We start from the raw sequence: 21,689 nt of genomic DNA, 5'->3' as shown, positions 1-21,689 counted from the left end.
GAAAGATTACAAACTGGTTAATTGTGAGATTTCTCACTTTTCAATATTGTTAACATTCCTTAATTTTGTGGGAAATTCAAATTTAAACTTATATGGCAGGTTTAACGAGTTCTACGATAGGTAGAAAATATGCTATGGCATTATCAGCTATGTTTTTGCTGATTTTTCTTATACTGCATTTGACGACCAATTTGTTATCAGTTCTTAATAAGGACGCCTTTAACACGGCTTCTGACTTTATGGGCTATAATCCTTTTGTGCAGTTCTTAATGCAGCCTATTCTTGGTTTTGCAGTAATTTTCCATTTTGCGATGGGGTTTGTACTGGAAATTAAGAATAATAAAGCGCGTCCGGTAAAGTACGCAGCAAACAATGCTTCTGTGAATTCTTCATGGATGTCCAGAAATATGATTATTTCCGGTGCTGTTATTTTGGCTTTCCTAGCGCTTCACTTGTATGATTTCTGGCTTCATGAAATTAATTACAAGTATGTGGAAGGAATCGCTCCTGATGCAGAACGTTTCTGGCCGGAACTTCATGAGAAGTTTGCTGACCTTTGGAGAGTGGCTCTATATGTGATCTCTTTTGTATTATTAGGATTGCACTTAGCACACGGATTTCAGTCTTCATTCCAGTCTGTGGGAGCAAGACATCCAAAGTATACACCAGTAATCAAAGCTTTTGGGAAATGGTATTCAATCCTTATTCCTGCAGGGTTTATTTTAGTTGCTGTTTTTCATTTTATAACTCAATAATATCAATATACTAGTATGAGTAAATTAGATTCAAGAATTCCAGCGGGTCCTCTTAAAGACAAGTGGAAAAATCATAAAGACCATATGAACCTTGTTGCACCAAACAACAGAGATAAGATTGATATTATTGTTGTAGGTACAGGTTTGGCAGGAGGTTCTGCTGCTGCTACTTTAGCTGAGCAAGGATACAATGTGAAAGCATTTTGTTATCAGGATTCTCCAAGAAGAGCGCACTCTATTGCGGCTCAGGGGGGAATCAATGCTGCTAAAAATTACCAAGGTGACGGTGACTCTACCTATAGATTGTTCTATGATACAATCAAAGGTGGTGACTATAGAGCAAGAGAAGCTAACGTTTACAGATTAGCTGAAGTTTCTGCAAATATTATTGACCAGTGTGTTTCTCAGGGAGTTCCTTTCGGGAGAGATTACGGTGGCCAGCTAGATAACCGTTCATTTGGTGGGGTTCAGGTAAAAAGAACATTCTATGCAAAAGGACAGACTGGACAACAGTTGTTGTTAGGTGCGTATTCTGCAATGAGCCGTCAGATCGGTAAAGGTAGAATCAAGATGTACAACCGTCATGAAATGCTAGACCTTGTTATTGTTGACGGAAAAGCAAGAGGTATTATTGCAAGAAACCTGGTAACAGGTGAAGTTGAAAGACATTCTGCACACGCTGTAGTAATTGCTTCAGGAGGATACGGAAATGTATATTTCCTTTCTACCAATGCGATGGGATCAAACGTTTCTGCAGCATGGAAGATCCACAAAAAAGGAGCTTATTTTGCCAACCCTTGTTACGTACAGATTCACCCGACTTGTATTCCTGTTCATGGAACACAGCAGTCTAAACTGACTTTGATGTCTGAATCATTAAGAAACTCCGGAAGAATCTGGGTTCCTAAAAAACATGAAGATTCAGTAGCCATCAGAGAAGGTAAACTGAGACCGGAAAATATTAAAGAAGAAGATAGAGATTATTATTTGGAAAGAAGATACCCTGCATTCGGTAACCTTGTGCCTAGAGACGTTGCGTCAAGAGCAGCTAAGGAAAGATGTGATGCTGGTTTCGGAATTGAAAATAATGATACACAGGAAGGTGTTTACCTGGATTTCTCTACAGAAATCATGAAGAAAGGTAAAGAAGCCGCTATCGAAAAACATATTCATAACCCAACTGACCAACAGCTTTATGATTTAGGTAAAAGCTGGGTTGAGGAGAAATACGGTAACCTATTCGTAATGTACGAAAAGATTACTGCTGATGATCCTTACAAAACTCCAATGAAGATTTATCCTGCAGTTCACTATACTATGGGAGGTGTTTGGGTTGATTATAACCTTCAGTCTACTATCCCTGGATGTTTTGTAATTGGTGAAGCTAACTTCTCTGATCACGGTGCAAATAGACTTGGAGCATCTGCTTTGATGCAGGGGCTTGCTGACGGATATTTTGTACTTCCTTATACTATTGCAGATTATCTTTCTGCAGATATCAGAACAGGAGAAATTCCTACCAATTCAGGAGCATTTGATGAAGCTGAAAAGGGGATTAAAGAGAAAATTGATTTCTTCTTAAATAATAAAGGAACTCATTCAGTAGACCATTTCCATAAACAATTAGGACACATTATGTGGAATAAAGTAGGGATGGGAAGAACTCCTGAAGGATTAAGAGAAGCGATCAGAGAAATTGAAGAAGTAAGAAACGACTTCTGGAAAAATGTAAAAGTTCCTGGTGAAGGAGAAGGCATGAACACTGAGCTTGAAAAAGCATTCAGAGTAGCAGACTTCCTTGAATTAGGACAATTAATGGCTATCGATGCACTACACAGAAACGAGTCTTGTGGTGGACATTTCCGTGAGGATCACTCAACTCCAGACGGAGAAGCGGAAAGAGATGACGTAAACTACAAATACGTCGGAGCTTGGGAATATCAGGGAGGAGATATCAACGCGGAAGTGTTGCATAAAGAAGACCTGATATATGACAACATCGAGGTTAAAACTAGAAGTTACAAATAATCTCCAACCTATAAATAAAAAATTATGAGTGCAAAAAAAGGCTTACATCTTACGCTGAAAATTTGGAGACAAAAAAATAGTAAAACTAAAGGTCAGTTTGAGACCTATAAAATATCAGATGTTTCCACAGATTCTTCATTTTTGGAGATGCTGGACATCCTGAACGAAAATTTAATTAACGAAGGAAAAGAGCCGATCGCTTTTGACCATGACTGTCGTGAGGGGATCTGCGGAATGTGTTCTCTTTACATCAATGGTAGAGCACATGGTCCGGATACAGGGATTACTACCTGTCAGCTTCACATGAGAATGTTCAAAGACGGTGAAACCATCGTTATTGAACCATGGAGAAGTGCTGCTTTCCCGGTTATTAAAGACTTAATGGTAGACAGAAGTGCATTTGACAGAGTAATGGCTGCAGGTGGTTTCGTTTCTGTAAATACTTCAGGAAATACGTTGGATGCAAATGCTATTCCGGTTCCTAAAGAAGATGCAGACAGAGCTATGGATGCTGCTGCTTGTATCGGGTGTGGAGCTTGTGTAGCAACATGTAAAAACGGATCTGCCATGTTATTCGTGGGAGCTAAAGTTTCACAGTTTGCTTTACTTCCTCAAGGTAGGGTAGAAGCAAAAAGAAGAGTTCTGAACATGGTGAAAGCTATGGATGAAGAAGGATTCGGAAACTGTTCAAATACCGGAGCATGTGAAATAGAATGTCCTAAAGGTATTTCTCTTGAGAATATCGCAAGAATGAACAGAGAATATATGGCTGCTCTTGTAGATCAAGGATAGAATTGATTCAGATACATAAAAAGTCGTCTTCATTTGAAGGCGACTTTTTTTATGCAGAATATTCCCCCTGTTAAAGTTTGTTAACTTATTAATATGCTTTGGTATTCTTTGTTTAATAAGTCTATATTTGGTGGGTAATAGAATTGCTTTAATAAACAATTCTGGGACATTGCAAAGAGATTAATTATGTCTGAAACAGAAACTTAAATGCCTGTTTTCATAGGGGATAAGAAAATTTCTAAAAAAAATTATTAGTGTTAATTAAGAAGCCTTAAAAAGCGTATTTTTGTGTAATATTTAAAAATTGAAATGAAAAAATATCTTTTATTGTTTATCATCGCGATTTTCGTGATGTCTTGTTCAAAAAAAGTAGAAGTAAAAGGGAAAATTACCGGAGGTGCTCCATTAGAAAGAATTGAATTTGTAGAAGCTTCTGGAGTAGGGACTCTGCCTTTAATTAATATAGGTTTAGATAAAGACGGAAACTTTTCAGGAAGCTTCGAAGCTCCTAAAGATGGAATGTATGTTATTAATTATGCTAACAGACAAAACCTGATCTATCTTGAAGGGGGACAAAATGTAAATATCTCAGGAAATGGAATGACTTTCCCAAATGAATTTGTTATAACCGGAGATGCTAAAAAGAATAATGATTTTCTTCAGGCTACCCAAAAATTTTTGGGTGAGTATGGAAGTAAGCTAAATCTAAACCAGCTGATGGCTGGTGATGAAGCAGCATTCTTAAAGGGCATTCATAAAATAGAAGCTGATATCAACAAAAATGTAGATGATCTGGCTGCGAAAAATAATCCTAGTAAAGGACTTATCACCTGGAAGAAAAATGATATTAAAGTAACGATCCTTAATTTATTGGCTAATTACGAAATGTCACATGGTCCAATGGCTGGTAATCTGGCTTATAAATCTTCTAAAGCTTTTAAAGATTATGAAGTGAAGTTGGAAGATGATAAAGAAGCAATGGTAAAAACAATACCGCTTTACAGACAGTATTTACTTGTAAAAATGACGCCTGATTTCCAAAAGTATGCAGAAGCAAACAGTAAAGGAAAGACTGATATTACCACTTCAGAATTGTTTGCACAATATCTGAAGACTAAAAAGGATATCTCTCAAACTGCAAAAGACTATCTTTTAGCTTTTGTAATGGCTCAGACTGATATTCATCCAACGACTCCTGCCAACAGAATTGATAAAATCAAGAAAATTATTGATTCAGATATTAAAGATGCTACTATTAAAAGTGACCTTCTTAAAATGCAGATGGCTATTACAGGGCTTAAAATTGGAGATGTAGCTCCGGAAGCTCCTTTGGTGAAACAGGACGGAAAGGCTTATAATCTTTCTGAAAATAAAGGAAAACCTTATATGCTATTCTTTTATGCATCTTGGAACCCTTATATCAGCGAAGCTACAGTACCTGTATTGAAAGAAGTTGTTAACTTTTATAAATCTAAAATGAACTTTGTGTTTGTCAATGTAGATGATACAAAAGATCAGTTTGTAAAAACCAGCAACTCTCTATTGAAAGGTATTCAGGGAGTAAATGTTTACGGAGAAAAAGGAATGGAGTCTGAGATCGCTAAAAAATATGGTGTATACGGATTTAAATTACCTTGTTTTGTAATCATAGACAAAGATGGTAAAATTGCCAGCAGATCATTTGTGAACCTGGGAGAACAGGAATTGGTAACTATTTTGGATAAATTGACTGGTCTTGCAGCACCAAGAGTAGATCAAGCTCCACAACAAATGCCACAAGGATTACAAGTGGATCCGTCTGCACAGCAACAGGCTCCACAACCGGCAAATCCACAACCAGCTCAAACGAAATAATAAACTTTAACATAGATGGAAACCTTATCTTCGGATAAGGTTTTTTTTTATTGTATTTTTGCAGAATTAAACCGAAAGTTTTCTTTCGGCTGTATTAGAAAAAATAGAAATAGAGATGTAGGAATGAAACCTTCCGGTTTCGTCCTGCCATTAAAAGAAATTGAGTTTACGGATGAAAAAGAAGAAGAAAGATATAATTCTTGAAAATATTAAGTTATTCGGAGCAGGGGCAAAGGGTGTCGCGATTGGAAAAACAGAAGAAGGAAAAACAGTACTGATCTCAGGAGCGGTTCCGGGAGATGTAGTGAATGCAAGAGTGAAAAAATCCAAATCCAAATATTATGAGGCAGAAACTGTAGAAGTTGTGGAGCCTTCAGCATTTAGGGTAGAGCCTAAATGTATTCATTTTGGAACGTGCGGTGGATGCAAGTGGCAAAATATGAGCTACGAGAAACAGCTTGACTTTAAGCAGGAAGAAGTATACAATAATATTAAGAGAATCGGAGGGATTGACGAGTTTGAAACGGTTCCGATCTTAGGAGCTGAAGAGCAGTATTTCTACAGAAACAAAATGGAGTTCTCTTTCTCTAACGCAAGATGGCTTACACAGTATGAAATAAGCTCTGAAGAAAATTTTGGTAGTAAGGATGCCCTGGGCTTCCATATCCCGGGAATGTGGAGTAAGATTCTCGATCTTAAAGAATGTTTTCTTCAGGAAGATCCTTCCAATGCAATACGACTTGCCGTAAAACAATATGGTGTCAACAACGGATTGGATTTCTTTGATGTGAGAAATCAGGAAGGTTTCTTAAGAACTTTAATGATGAGACAAAACTCTAAAGGGGAATGGATGGTACTATTCCAGCTTTATAGAGAAGAAAAAGAAAACAGAGAAAAACTTTTCGAATTTTTACTGGAGAAGTTTCCACAGATCAAAACGTTGGTATACGCTATTAATCCAAAACAGAATGATTCAATCTATGATTTAAATATCAATGTGTATTTTGGAGAAGGATATCTGATGGAAGAAATGGATGGACTGAAGTTTAAAATAGGACCAAAATCATTTTTTCAAACCAATTATAAACAGGCTTTAGAATTATATAGAAAAACATTAGAATTTGCAGACCTGAAAGGGGATGAAGTGGTTTATGACCTTTATACAGGGACAGGAACTATAGCACAATATGTAGCAAGAAATGCAAAACAGGTAATAGGAATAGAATCTGTGCAGGAAGCTATAGACGCGGCAATAGAACACGCTGAATTAAATGGTCTTACCAATTGTACTTTCTATTGTGGAGATATGAAAAATGTTTTTAATGATGAATTCATGGAAAATCATCCTAAGGCGGATGTTTTAATCACGGATCCACCAAGGGACGGAATGCACCAGAAAGTAGTAGAGCAAATCTTAAAGCTTGCCCCGGAAAAAGTAGTCTATGTAAGCTGTAACTCAGCAACACAGGCGAGAGATCTGGCACTGATGAAAGATCATTATACTTTGGTGAAAATATTACCGGTAGATATGTTCCCACAAACCCATCACGTGGAAAACATTGCTTTATTGGTTAAAAAATAAATTTATTTAAATTTGAATTTCAAATCTTAGTATGAGATACTTTAAATTTTTCATAATAACCTGCCTTTTGGGAATGCTTTTTTCCTGTGGTGGAGACGATGATATCTGCGAAAGTGGAGAAGGAACCCCGAGAATGAAAGTGGCATTTAGATCAGTGGAATCGGGAAAAGACAGAACATTGGATTCGCTATATGTAGCCGTTGATTACGGTTCCGGAAAAGTTCAGTTAGGAGGAGTAGCGAAAGCTGATTCCAAACTTATTCCTTTAAGAGTAGATGACTCTCCATATACTGATGTGTATTTTAGATTAACTAATAAGGGAGCTGAAGCCAAAGTGAGAGTAAAGTACACGACAAAGTCTACCTATGTATCTCCTGGATGTGGTATGAAAAAAGCATATGAGAATTTAACCTCAGAATTAATAACTCCCAATCCTGTTCAAAACCTGGAAGCCGGACAAAATCAAATAGAGAATGAAGACAAGACTAATCTTTACCTTCTTTTTTAGTATACTAGGAATACTGAGCTGGGCACAGGATAAGAAAGAGACCAAAAAAGAACAATTAAAATATGAACCTAATTTTATGGTTGGTTTTGATGTTCTGAATACAGGGGCCGCTTTCTTTTCAGACAGGAAATTGTATCAGGGATTTATTTCTTCAAAAATAAGAGGAAATGTTCATGCTGTTGCTGAAGCTGGATTTGAGAAAAATATATATCAGAAAAATGGGTATGATGCCAAAGTAAATGGACCCTTTGTTAAATTGGGTGCATTTTATATGTTGGCAAAAGATGCTGAAAATGAATTCAATGGTTTCTATGCAGGTGGAAAATTGGGTGGATCATTTTATAAACAGGAATATATGGCCATACCGGTACGTGGGTTTGGGGGAAGCAGCTCTTCGGTAGCATTTCCTTCTTCATCACAATCCTCTTTTTGGCTGGAAGGAACATTGGGAGGCAGGGTACAGCTCTTTGAGTCCAATTTCTATATCGATGTCAATCTGCAGCCCCGTTATTTGGTATATACTACAAAACAGGACGATATATCCCCCATGATTATTCCAGGATTTGGAAGAAGCTCTTCCAAATTTAATATGGGATTTGAATGGAATATAGCATATAAATTTTAAAAGGAGCGTTGAGCTCCTTTTTTTGTGATTACTTTTTATAGGGAAGTAAACTGGTCCTCATTCCGGCTTACTATTATAATATGAGCAATTGTGATATTAGAATAGTATATCCGGTAAAAGTGCCATGTTTATTACGAAAGTTTTTGTTTTTTATCTATATTGAAAAAGTAAATTTTTGAATTATTTTTTTATTATTATAATGTATTTTACTTTTGATTAGAATATTTGTTTTAAATAATGATTAAAATTTAATATTTAGTAGTATAAAATAATTATATTTGGAAAAAAATATAATTAACTTTTTATGAAAAGACTACTTACTACTTTGATGTGTGCTTTAGTAGGGGGGACAGCGTTCGGACAGTGGACGCCCGCTACTATTAAGGTAGACAGCAAAAAAAGAGCAGTGGACATGAAGGCCACTAACGTAGGATCTAATTTCAAATTGGACTTGAATCAGCTGAGAGCTCAATTGAAAGGAGCTCAAGAAATGGGAGCTAATGCTAGACCTGTTGTTATTTCCATCCCGACCTTAAGTGGTAAAATCGAGAGATTTAATGTGTACAGTTTTCCTGTGGTTGTAAAAGAACTTGCAGATAAGTATGAGCTTGGTTCATACATAGGAACTTCTGTTGAGGACCCTTCTCAGCAAATTAGATTCTCTGTAGCTCCAAATGATTTCCAGTCTATGTTATTTAAAGATGGAAATTATGAGTTCGTTGAACCTGTTGACAAAGCAAATGGAATATATTCTCTACAGCTTAAAAAGAACAAGACAGGAGAAAAACCTTTCGTATGTAGCACAATGGAAGAGCCAGGTGCTGTAAAAGACCTTGAGAATTTATATAACAGCGGAAAATCATTTGCCCATAATTCCGGAACTTTTAACAAGAATTCTGATAGAAAGTACCGTACAATGAGAGTGGCAATCTCAACTACTGCTGAGTATACCGCTTATTTTGGAGGTGTTCCGGGTGCATTAGCACAGGTGAATGCTACACTTACCCGTGTGAATGGTGTTTTTGAAAAAGATTTTGCATTGCATTTAAATCTACAGTCTTATCCAAGTTTGATTTTTACGAATGCTGCAACAGACCCATATTCTCCTGCTGCGCAAATGAATAACTGGAATGTTCAGCTACAGCAAACGCTTACCAGTGTAGTAGGAAATGAAAACTATGATATCGGACATTTATTTGGAGCTACCGGTGGTGGTGGAAATGCCGGATGTATCGGATGTGTATGTATAGATCCTGCTACTCCAACTTCTAAAGCAAAAGGATCTGGATTTACATCTCCTGCGGATGGGATTCCAATGGGTAATAATTTTGATATAGATTATGTAGCTCACGAAATGGGACACCAGTTGGGTGGTAATCATACATTCTCCCATGGGATCGAAGGATCTGGGGTAAATGTTGAACCGGGATCAGGATCTACTATTATGGGATATGCAGGGATTACAGGAGCAACTACAGATGTGCAGGCGCATTCCGATCCTTATTTCCATAGAGCAAGTATTGGTCAGATTCAAACCAACCTAATCAGTAAAACATGTGATGTTGAAACCAGTGTTGCAAACAATGCACCTGTAATCGCAGCACTTTCTCCTTATACAATTCCTAAGAAAACCGCATTTGTACTTACAGCTAACGTTACAGATGCTGACGGGGATCCAATGACGTATACATGGGAAGAAATGGACAGTGGAATGACTGCCAGCCAGACTATTGATAAAAATAATTTAGGTCAAACAACTTATGGGGCATCATTCAGATCGGTATCTCCTTCTAATACCCCAACAAGATACTTCCCTAAATTTTCTTCTGTACTTGCAGGAGCTTTAGATAATTCATTAAATACCTGGGAATCTACTTCACAGGTAGCCAGAACTTCTAAATTTGCCATTACAGCAAGAGATAATAATGCTGATGTAACACAGCAGCAAACTAACTCTGCACAACAGACTATTACAGTTGGAAATGACGGGCCATTCCAGATTACTCAGAATTTCCTTTTTGCTAATGCTCCTTCGGACTTAACTTGGGATGTGGCCAATACATCATCGGCTCCTTATAATGTTGCTAATGTTAAAATTGACTATTCAACAGATAACGGAGTAAACTGGACAGTTCTTTCTGCTTCTACTCCTAATGACGGTACGGAATCCTTTACAATACCTTCGTCTTTAAACGGACAAACTATTGTGGTAAGGGTTTCTTCTATTGGAAACGTTTTCTATACTCTTAAGAAAATTCCTGTAACTAACCAGGTAGCATGTGGTTCTGCTCCTATTGGTTTAGTAGCTCAAAATATTACACTGAATGGTGCTTCTGTTTCTTGGAGCCCGGTTGCTGGAGCTGCTTCTTACGCTGTGAGATATAGATTAGCATCTGCTACTCCATGGACTCAGCTTCCGGATAGCAATACGAACTCTGCAACATTATCAGGATTGTCAGACTGTACTGCATATCAGGTTCAGGTAGCTGCTATCTGTGGTGGGGTAACAGGTCCTTATTCTGCAACAACTGCCTTCTCTTCTGCATGTGTTACTTACTGTACATCAGCAAGTAGTAGTGGTCAGTATAATTATATCTCCAATGTTACATTGGGAACTGTAAACAATACAACTGGAGGTACAACATATTCTAACTTTACAAACAATACAGCATTACAGCCTGTTTTGTTAGTAAACAGCTCCAATACAATTAATGTTTCTCTTACTACCAATAATGCAGGTGCATTAGTGAATGGAATGGCTGCATGGATTGATTATAATAAAAATGGACTATTTGAAGCCTCTGAAAGAGTTCTTGATATGCCAATAACTTCTTTGATACTTGGAACTACTCCTAATACAGCAACATTTACAGTGCCGTCAACTGCGGTAACTAATACTCCGGTAAGAATGAGAATTGTTACCGTATTAATAAATCCAGATTATATTGGTGAGAGTCTTCCTGATGATTTTGCATGTGGAGATTTCCCTAATGGAGAAGTTGAAGACTATAATGTAATTATTGCAACCAATCTTGGAACTTCTGAGACAGGTGTTAAAAACAATGGAATTCAGATCTATCCAAATCCTGTAAATGATGTTTTAAATGTAACTAAAGTTTCTGATAAAGCAGCTTACAAAATTTACAGTGCAGCGGGTCAGCTGATAGACAGTGGAAATATCAACAGTGGAAAAATTAATGTTTCAGCATTAATTAAAGGTGGATACGTAATTACAATTGAAGATAAAGGTCAGGATCAGTTTAGATCTAAGTTTATCAAAAAGTAATGTAAATCTTTATAACATTAAATCCCCAAGTTTCTTGGGGATTTTTTTATTCTAAACCATATTGGGCATTATTGTGAAATTTTTTCAAAAAAATATTTTAATAGATGTGTAATAGTGAAAAAATTATTAGATTTGTGTAATTATTAAAATATTAACATATGGAATGAAAATTACTTTTTTAATACAGTTTATCTGTAAAATGAGATGTTTCAAAAAATATGTTTGAACATCTCAACTAGGAAAACCTTATAATTCTTGACTATTCTTATCACTATTAAATTTTAAAAAATATGAGTGTACTTTTACTCTGTAAAATGAGCAGTCCCAGAAGGACTCTCATAACATTACTTTGTATGGTCTTCGGTCTATTCCTGCAAGCACAAACAATCACGATTGGTACAGGAACATCAACTCAAAGATATCCTTTGAGTTGTTATTATGGATTCGAAAGATCATCTTCACTTTATACAGCTGCAGAAATAAATACAGCTGCGGGAGGAACCGTCCTGTCCTTAGGATGGAATGTGACTGCAGCCTCTACTGCCACCATGCCGGTAAAGATTTATTTGAAATCTGTACCCGCTGCAACAACAACTCTTACTTCACAAAACTGGGTTGATGCCACTGCAGGGGCTACTTTAGTCTATGATGCGAGTTTAACTAATTTACCAACAGGATGGAATACCATTACGTTACAAAACCCTTTTTATTATAATGGGTCAGATAACCTGTTAGTGTTAGTTGAAACAAACTATGGTGGATACGGAACAGGATCTTCATCAGGAAGTGCAGTTACCTATAGTACTGCTACATCGAAACATATGTATATTCAGGGAGATTCCACTGCTCCTACAGGAACAGGAACAGTGACTTCCAGCAGACCAAATATTCAGATTACTTTTGGTCCGCCACCTTCATGTATCCCTCCTGGTGCCCTAAGTTTAGGAACGATCACTGCTACAAGTGCTGTAGTAAACTGGTCGGCATCCACCCCTGCACCGGCAGGAGGATATGAAGTATACTACAGTACGACCAATACTGCACCAACAGCAGGAACTCCTCCTTCACAAACTGTGACAGCACCAACAGCAACACTTTCTCCACTGGTACCGAATACCAATTATTATGTTTGGGTACGGGCAAAATGTAGTGGAACCAATCAAAGCTGGTGGGTGGGACCAATCGCTTTAGCTACACCACCTACTTGTCCTCCAATGCCTACTACAGGATCATTATCTATGGGAATGGTTACACCTACCAGTGCAGTACTGAACTGGACAGCTTATGGGTATACCCCTGCAGGTGGATATGATGTATATTACAGTACCAATAATACAGCTCCTACTGGTGCAACTCCTCCTTCACAAACGGTGACAGGATTAACAGCAACGCTTTCTCCACTGGTGGCTAATACAACCTATTATGCCTGGGTGAGAGCAAGATGTTCTGCGACTGATCAAAGCTCATGGAGCGGACCAATTTCCTTCTATACAGGGTATTGTGTACCTACAGGAGGTACGGGATCAACTTCATATTACCTGAATAATATTACAAGTACCGGAGGTATTTCTAACTTAAATTATACTGCTGCTGCTTACCAGGCATATGTTAACAGTACAGCCAGTGTATTTTCAGCAATACCTACCAATACAATAACATTGAATTTGGCTTCTGCCGGAAATAATACATATCATTATTATGTTTGGATTGACTGGAATAACGATATGAGTTTTACCGGTACTGGTGAACTTATTTTTGCTTCCACAGCGTATAATGCCACTGAATCTGTATCTATTCCTATACCGGCAACTCAGGCTCCCGGAAACTATAGAGTAAGAGTTGGTACAACATATTCCGGTACAATGGTTCCATGTGGACCGGTATCTAGTGGTAACTATGTAGATTTCAATTTAAACGTAATTGCTTTACAGCCATGTAATACATTGCCTCCAAGTAATATTACCGTTTCAAATATCACGGCAAGTACTGCTCTTGTAAGCTGGGTTCCTTCTACAGGAGCAACATACAAATTGCAGTATAGAAGAACTGGAACTTTACCATGGACTGTGGTTGATTTAACTGCTCCATTATCAAATAGCTATACTATTCCTAACCTGATTGATGCTACTCAGTATGAATTTCAGATAGCGACCATATGTGGTGGAACTCAGGGAGCATTCTCTCCTTTAGCGAACTTTACCACCCTTGCCCTTACTTATTGTGATCCGAGCCCTGTAAATACAACATCGGATGGTTATATCAATAAGGTAGTCGTTACCCCTACGAATGCACCACTTATGGTAAATGATTCAGGGTATGATGTATATAAAGATTACACAACAGATGCTACCAAAACAATTATATTGGTAAGAGGATCAGCAGGAAACAAAATTAGTGTTAATAAATACTGGCCGGGATCTACATCTTCTTACGGTGTAGTGGCATGGATTGATTATAATAGAAACGGATTATTTGAAACCTGGGAAAAAGTATTGGATACTTCAAGCAGTACCACTACTCCGGTAAACAATACCTTTTCATTAGCTGCTTTACCAGCTGGAGCTGTTTATAGTGGAGCTCAGCCTACACGTATGCGTGTTGCTATGAAACAATATGACGTTCCTATTCCATGTGGTGCATTTGATGCGTTTGATTACGGAGAAGTGGAAGACTATCCGGTAAGATTTATTGATCAGCCTGTATGTTCTACTACACCTCCAACGAATGTTACGGTTTCAAACCTTACAGCTACGAGTGCAACTTTCTCATGGGTAGCTGCTACAGGAGCAACTTATAATTTGAGATACAGAAGAACCAATCCGGTGGGTGCCTATACAACGGTAACCGGTATTACAGGAAATACTTATACTATTCCTGGTACAGCTCCTTTAACTGAGCAAACGGACTATGAAGTTCAGGTGGCTACAGTATGTAATGGTAGTACAGGTTCGTACTCAACTGCAGTACCATTTAAAACACCACCTTTATCTTATTGCCAGATGGTAGGTAGTGGAAATAACGATCACATTTCAAATGTAACAGTTACTTCTTCTAACCTTGGGGTACCTGCTATGAGTAATACTTCTGTACAGACGAACTACATCAGCTATACCAGTGCACAAACCTTGATTACTCTTGATATTGAATCTACAGATAATAAAATATCAGTAGCAAAAGGTTGGACAGGTGCTACCAATAATGATGCAGTTTCAGCATGGATTGATTTCAACAGAGACGGACAGTTTACTGATGCAGAAAGAATCCTTAATTCTGCAGCCAGTACAACAACTCCTGTTACAGCTACATTTATTGTTCCTGCAGGATCTTATTCCGGGCCACTGACTACTACAATGAGAGTGGTACTAAAACGTTCAAGTGCTCCGGTAATGTGCCAGAATGCAGTGAATGGTGAAGTGGAAGACTATAGAGTAATGTTGAGACCATGTAGCAGTGCTACTCCGGGAACTCCTACTGTTGTAGCTACTCATAATAGTGCTACTATTACCTGGACGGCAACAGGAGCTAATGTAAGTTATCTTGTAAAATATAGAGTACAGGGAACTACAGCATGGACTGAAGTATATGCTTCTGCAATTTTAGGTAATACGCCACTTGTTATCAATGGTCTGACTCCGGCTACCACTTATGAAGTTCAGGTTGCAGCTGTTTGTGGAACTACTATTGGTACTGCAACACCTATAAAAACATTTACAACGAGATGTGATCCTACACCTCCAAATGTTACGATCAGCACTATTACTCCTACTACAGCACTGGTTACTTGGGCACCGCTTGCAGCAAGTTCTACTTATGTGATGAGATACAGAGTAGTGGGATCTGGTACAGCAGCATGGGTTCAAGTAAACTTGCCGGCTGCTCCTGCCAATACCTATGTGCTTGGTAGTGCAACTCCGCTATTACCTTATACTACATACGAGGTTCAGATTGCCAATAAGTGTGTAGGAGAAAATACCCTGAATCCATATTCAAATCCTAAAGTATTTACGACGGAAAGAATTTGTGAAATTGCTCCTCCTGGATTAACAATTACACAATTATTGCCAACAATGGCAGAAGTTAAGTGGGATCCTTTCCCAGGAGCAACATATGTGTTGAGATATAGAAAAGTAGGTATTCCTAGCTGGACAGAAGTTCCAACACCTGTTAATAATGTAGTATTGTCAGGATTGACAGAACTTACAAAATATGAAATGCAGGTAGTGAATATCTGTAATGGTACACCAGGTAATTATACACCTCTGTATTACTTTACAACACCTACAGTAGTGTATTGTAATATGGGTTCTCAGAATTCTACGGGTGAGCATATTGCTAAGGTTACTGTTAATCCAAACGGAAAGCCTAGTATGGAAAATGCATCTGGTGCCTCTTCTTATACAGATTACACAGGAGTTACTGCTAAGTTTATAGAGTTGATTCAAGGATCAACAGACAATGAAATTATCATTGAGAAAAAATGGACAGGAACTAATCATAACGAAGGAATTGCAGTATGGATCGATTTCAACAGAAATGGTGAATTTGATATCAATGAGAGAGTGTTTACTTCACCTCCGAATACTACCACTCCGGTATCAGGAAAATTCAGTGTTCCGGCAGATGCATTTGTAAGCATGACAGATTACAAATATGTAGTGATGAGAGTAGCTATGCAAAGAGATGGGGTACCTGTAAGCTGTGTTAACTTTGCTAACGGTGAAGTTGAAGATTATACAGTAAGAATTTCCAAAAAGGCAGTTTTAAATCCTATTGATCAAACTGAGATCATGATTTATCCTAACCCTGTAAGTTCAGTATTATATGTGAAGAATATTAGCAAAAGAGCTAAATATAAAATCTATAATGCGGCAGGACAGGTGATCAACGATGGAATTCTGTTGAACAACCAAATCAACGTAAGCAAATTAATCAACGGTGTTTATGTAATAGATATTGAAGATAATGGCAATACGGTTCAAAAGAAATTTATCAAAGAATAATTTATTAAAATTTCTATAGAATAAGCCTCCAGCAATGGAGGCTTATTTTTTTGATATAAATATAAACTTGATATTTGAATAATATATATCTATACGTGGTGATTTATTGAATTTTTTCGTTCAAATGTATATTTTTGTTTATTTTATTAATTAATATCGTGTTTTATTATTGTATTCGTAATTTATATACGTTGTATTATTGTTAATTCATAAAAAAAGGCTTAGGTTTGTGAGATTAATATAAAGTTTTATGAAATTATGAAAAAAACTTTTACTTCTTTCTTGTTCTTTTGTTTACTTGTAATGGTTCAGGCCCAATGGACACCAACAATATACAATGGAAAAGAAACCGGAGACGGATCTAAAACCAGGAGCTATTACTCTTTAGATCTTCCGATGTTAAGATCTCAGCTCTCAAAAGCACAGGAAACAGGAAAAAATGCTAAACCTGTCGTGATTTCTTTGCCAACTTTAAAGGGGAAAATAGAACAGTTTGCTGTATATAGTTTTCCTGTTGTAGTGAAAGAGCTGGCGGATCAATATCAATTAGGTTCCTATGTGGGAATAGGGATAGATGATCCAACAAAATATGTAAGATTCAGTTTAGCTCCTAATGATTTTCAATCCATGATCATTACCAGTGAAGGTTCCGAATTTGTAGAACCGGCCAATGCAGCCAAAACAATTTATAGTGTGCACCCTAAAACTCAGGGCGGTAAAAACGGTTTTGTATGCTCAACTAGGGAAAGAGAAAGCGATCACCAAGAAATAGAAAATCTGTATCACCAGGGTAAATCTTTTACTAATCAGTTTACAGACTTTAGGCGATCTTCTGACCGAAAATATAGAACATTGAGACTAGCTCTTTCTGTATGCGGAGAATATACTCAGTTTCATGGCGGTACTGTTGCTGGAGCATTAGCAGCAATGAATGCAACCCTGACCCGTATAAATGGAGTTTATGAGAAGGATTTTGCATTACATTTGAATTTGCAGAATTATTCCGGACTTATTTATACCAATGCAAATACGGATCCTTATTCTTCTACGCAAGGGGGAACAGTTAATGGTATACAAGGGTGGAACGCACAGGTGCAGACAGTAATTACAGCTGCTGTAGGAAACGGTAATTATGATGTTGGACACTTGTTTTCTCCACCTGGTGCAGGGGGGAATGCCGGTTGCGTTGGCTGTATTTGTAGAGATAATACTGTACCTGGAGCACTGGACAAAGGTTCCGGATGGACCTCTCCGGGAAGTGGACCTCCGGTAGGAGATAATTTTGATATAGATTTTGTAGCTCATGAGATAGGACATCAATTGGGTGGAGTTCATAGTTTTTCTTTCGAACCTAGCCAATTAGGTTCACCTACAAGTGTTGAGCCTGCGTCAGGATCTTCTATTATGGGATATGCAGGGGTTGTGAATTCAGGGAGCCCTGTTAATAATGTTCAAGCTCACTCTGATCCCTATTTTAATACCATAAATATTAAAGATATTCAGACCAATCTGGTAAACAAGACATGTGATGTAGAAACAACGGTTAGTAATACACCACCGGTAATTGCCGCCCTATCTACCTATAATATCCCAAAAGGAACAGCTTTTGTTTTAACAGCATCCGCTACTGATGCTGAAAATGATCCAATGACCTATAATTGGGAAGAAATAGATGTAGCCAATGAAGTTATTGATGCCAATAATTTAGGAAACACTTTATCGGGACCATCTTTTAGATCTGTAATGCATACGGCAAGCCCTACCCGTTATTTTCCTAGACTATCTTCAGTATTAGCCGGAGTTTTAAATAATACTAATAATCTGTGGGAAGCAGTCTCTACAGTAGCAAGAACGACAAGATTTACTGTTACGGTAAGGGATAATCACCCACTTGCCAACCAGCAACAGACCCAATCTGCAGTCCAAACTATTATTGTAGGAAATAACGGACCTTTTAAAGTTAATCCGACAATCGTTTATAATAATGGTCCTACCAATGTAACCTGGGATGTGGTGAATACCAATGCTGCTCCTTATAATGCCGCTAACGTTAAAATAGATTTTACAACAGATAACGGACTAACCTGGAATGTGGCGGCGGCTTCCACTCCTAATGACGGAACCGAATCTCTTGATTTTAGCTCTTTCCCACTTATCGTTGGTGGAACAGCAAAGATTAGAGTAAGTGCAATTAATAATGTATTTTATGCTGTCGGTAATGCTTCTATTGAAACGTTGCCTATCTGTAGTACCACCAATCCACCGGGTGGAGTTGTGGTATCAGCTATTACACAAACATCTGCAACCATTACCTGGAATGCATCATTTAATGCTACTTATGTAGTGCGGTACAGAGTAGTAGGAGCAGCAAACTGGACAACATATACCCCGACCCCCATTACAAATACGGTAAGCCTTACCGGTTTAACAGCCGGAACACATTATGAGGTTCAGATAGCCAACATATGTTCAGGAGTAACAGGACCTTTTTCTGCAGTTACAGTTTTTATGACCCCCTACTGTACTGCTACTTCCAGTAATACTGATAATGGATATATTTCAAATGTAACGGTTTCGGGAACCAACGCTTATACCATGAGTAATGATTCCGGAGCAAATAATTATACGGATTACTCGACAATTGCAACAAAATTAATAACACTGGTGAGGGGAACAGCCAACAATACTGTTTCTGTTTCTAAATCATGGCCGGCTGCCATGAGTAATAAGGCGGTAAGTGTTTGGATAGATTTTGATAAGAATGGGACATTTGATACTGCTGAAAGAATTTTAAATAATTCTAATAACCAGACTACTCCGGTAACAACCATATTTCAGGTACCTGCCACAGCCTATGCCGGAACACTTACCACCCGTATGCGTGTAGTGCTTAGAGATATGAATAATCCTGCAGCCTGCGCCTCATTTGCAAATGGGGAAGTAGAGGATTATGCAGTAAAGATTATTGATATACCAGCATGTACCAGTGCTGCTCCTTCTAATATTACCATTACAAACCTTACCCCTACATCGGCTAATATATCATGGATGGCAACGACGGGAGCAACTTATATACTGAGATATAGAAAAGTGGGTACAGCTGCATGGACAACCATAAACCCTGTACCGGCTCCTGTAAATAATTATACCATTCAAGGTCTAACAGAGCAAACTCAATATGAAGTCCAGGTAGCCACCAAATGTAATGGAAGTCAGGGAAATTATTCTGCCTCACAGCAATTTACGACTCCAGCAGTCTCCTATTGCCCGATGACAGGTACAGGAACTAATAATCATATTTCAAATGTAACGGTTACCTCGATCAATCCAGGATTACCGGTTATGAATAATAATTCTGTACAAACCAACTATACCAGTTATACAACTCCTAATACCTTGATTACACTGGAAATTGGATCTGTAAATAATAAAATTTCTGTAGCAAAAGGGTGGACAGCAGCAACAGGAAGTGCAGCGGTTACAGCATGGATTGACTTTAACAGAAACGGACAGTTTGAAAATACTGAAAGAATTCTAATTTCTTCAGCAAGTACCACTACACCAGTTTCTGCGATGTTTGATGTACCCTCAGGTGCCTATTCAGGGCCACTGAGAACTACCATGAGAGTTGTTCTCAGTGGAACGACTCCTGTAATGTGCCAAAATGCAATAAACGGAGAAGTAGAAGACTATGCCGTACAGCTAAAACCATGCAGCACCAGTACACCAACCGGACTTACATTCAATACCATAACCCATAACTCTGCAATTGTTAACTGGACTGCGGCGACCAATAACCTTACCTATCTTTTACAATATAGAGTACAGGGAACAGCTACCTGGACGGATGTGTATGTTACTGCTATTCCACACACGTTAAACAACCTTGTGCCTTCTACTACTTATGAAGTACAGGTTGCTGCTAATTGTGGGAGTACAATTGGTACATTTACACCCATGGGTACATTTTCTACCCGATGTGATCCTACACCTCCTAATATTACAATCAGCAATATTACGGCAAGCTCTGCGCTGATTACCTGGAACCCTGCAGTAGTGGGAGTATCCTATATGATGAGATGGAGAAAAGTTGGAACTACAGGTTGGCCAAATCCGGATATTACCTTGCCTGCAGCTCCTGCCAGTACCTATACACTTGGTAATTTAGCACCATATACCAATTATGAAGTACAGATTGCCAACAGATGTGCAGGGGAAACCACATGGAATCCGTATTCAAATCCAGCTGTATTTACAACAGAAAGAATATGTGAACTGCCTCCTCCGGGGCTTACCATAACACAGATATTCCCAACATCCGCATACATCAGATGGGATTCTTTTCCCGGAGCAACCTATGTGCTGAGATATAGAAAAGTAGGAATCCCAAGTTGGAGTACTATTCAGGTGCCGACGAATACTTATACACTAACAGGGCTTTTGGAGCTCACGAAATATGAAATGCAGGTTGCTAATGTTTGTAACGGAACTCCGGCTACTTTTACTCCTCTGTATTATTTTACCACTCCTACAGTAGTCTATTGTAAGATGGCGTCGGGAAGTTCGGCAGGAGAGCATATTGCTAAAGTTACCGTGAAGCCTAATGGGAAACCTGTCATGGAAAATGCATCAGGAGCTTCAACGTATACAGATTATTCCGGAGTCTCCGGTACGTTTATAGAACTTATTCAGGGGTCCGCAGACAATGAAATCAGTATTGAAAAAGCATGGACCGGTCAAAACTATAATGAAGGAATCGCAGTATGGATTGACTTCAACAGAAACGGTGAATTTGACATCAATGAACGTGTGTTTAGTTCACCACCAAATACCACGACACCTGTTTCCGGAAGATTCAGTGTACCTGCAGATGCATTTGTAAGCATGACAGACTATAAATATGTATTGATGAGGGTAGCTATGCAGAGGGATGGAGTTCCGGCAAACTGTATCAATTTTGGCAATGGGGAAGTGGAGGATTATTCGGTAAGGATTTCCAGAAAAATAATTCCAAATCCTCTAAACCAGACTGATATTTTGATTTATCCTAATCCTGTAAGTTCCATATTATATGTGAAAAATATCAGCAAGAGAGCTAAATATAAAATTTATAATGCAGTAGGGCAGGTAGTAGCTGAGGGTATCCTGTTGAATAATCAGATGAATGTAAGTAAACTCATCCATGGAGTGTATGTTATAGATATTGATAACAACGGAACAACCGTGCAGAAGAAGTTTATCAAAGAATAGTTTTTAGAT

The 21,689-nt window shown here is 38.1% G+C and carries 10 protein-coding genes; all 10 read left to right on the top strand.

The window, feature by feature from the left end:
• The first annotated feature begins 92 nt into the window (after window positions 1-92).
• The 10 genes from B8967_RS08540 (at window position 93) to B8967_RS08490 (ending at window position 21,680) form a co-directional block, all read left to right on the top strand.
• Complete coding sequence (locus B8967_RS08540) at window positions 93-755, top strand: succinate dehydrogenase cytochrome b subunit (protein WP_047488924.1); 663 nt, start codon at window positions 93-95, stop codon at window positions 753-755.
• Window positions 756-770: 15 nt separating this feature from the next.
• Window positions 771-2,783: a fumarate reductase/succinate dehydrogenase flavoprotein subunit gene (locus B8967_RS08535; protein ID WP_047488928.1), complete on the top strand. Its 2,013-nt coding sequence runs from the start codon at window positions 771-773 to the stop codon at window positions 2,781-2,783.
• Window positions 2,784-2,807: 24 nt separating this feature from the next.
• Complete coding sequence (locus B8967_RS08530; RefSeq protein WP_047488931.1) at window positions 2,808-3,575, top strand: succinate dehydrogenase/fumarate reductase iron-sulfur subunit; 768 nt, start codon at window positions 2,808-2,810, stop codon at window positions 3,573-3,575.
• 309 nt (window positions 3,576-3,884) lie between these two features.
• Window positions 3,885-5,429 carry a TlpA family protein disulfide reductase gene (locus B8967_RS08525; RefSeq protein ID WP_084085717.1) on the top strand — a complete coding sequence of 515 codons (1,545 nt, stop codon included), beginning with the start codon at window positions 3,885-3,887 and terminating at the stop codon, window positions 5,427-5,429.
• Window positions 5,430-5,601: 172 nt separating this feature from the next.
• A complete protein-coding gene (rlmD, locus tag B8967_RS08515; RefSeq protein ID WP_047488941.1) occupies window positions 5,602-7,011 on the top strand; it encodes a 23S rRNA (uracil(1939)-C(5))-methyltransferase RlmD in 1,410 nt (469 codons plus the stop codon).
• Between the two features lie 31 nt (window positions 7,012-7,042).
• Window positions 7,043-7,519 carry a DUF6452 family protein gene (locus B8967_RS08510; RefSeq protein WP_084085714.1) on the top strand — a complete coding sequence of 159 codons (477 nt, stop codon included), beginning with the start codon at window positions 7,043-7,045 and terminating at the stop codon, window positions 7,517-7,519.
• A complete protein-coding gene (locus B8967_RS08505) occupies window positions 7,485-8,144 on the top strand; it encodes a DUF6048 family protein (RefSeq protein ID WP_084085712.1) in 660 nt (219 codons plus the stop codon). The genes B8967_RS08510 and B8967_RS08505 overlap by 35 nt, the downstream gene beginning before the upstream one ends.
• A gap of 304 nt (window positions 8,145-8,448) precedes the next feature.
• A complete protein-coding gene (locus tag B8967_RS08500) occupies window positions 8,449-11,430 on the top strand; it encodes a reprolysin-like metallopeptidase (protein WP_084085710.1) in 2,982 nt (993 codons plus the stop codon).
• Between the two features lie 290 nt (window positions 11,431-11,720).
• Window positions 11,721-16,430: a GEVED domain-containing protein gene (locus B8967_RS08495; protein WP_084085708.1), complete on the top strand. Its 4,710-nt coding sequence runs from the start codon at window positions 11,721-11,723 to the stop codon at window positions 16,428-16,430.
• 258 nt (window positions 16,431-16,688) lie between these two features.
• Complete coding sequence (locus tag B8967_RS08490) at window positions 16,689-21,680, top strand: GEVED domain-containing protein (RefSeq protein ID WP_084085706.1); 4,992 nt, start codon at window positions 16,689-16,691, stop codon at window positions 21,678-21,680.
• Window positions 21,681-21,689: the final 9 nt, after the last annotated feature.

It is taken from the genome of Chryseobacterium sp. YR221, assembly GCF_900176315.1.
Taxonomy (GTDB): domain Bacteria; phylum Bacteroidota; class Bacteroidia; order Flavobacteriales; family Weeksellaceae; genus Chryseobacterium; species Chryseobacterium rhizosphaerae.
Note: the sequence above shows the minus strand (reverse complement) of the source record. Positions and strands in the feature narration are given on the sequence as shown.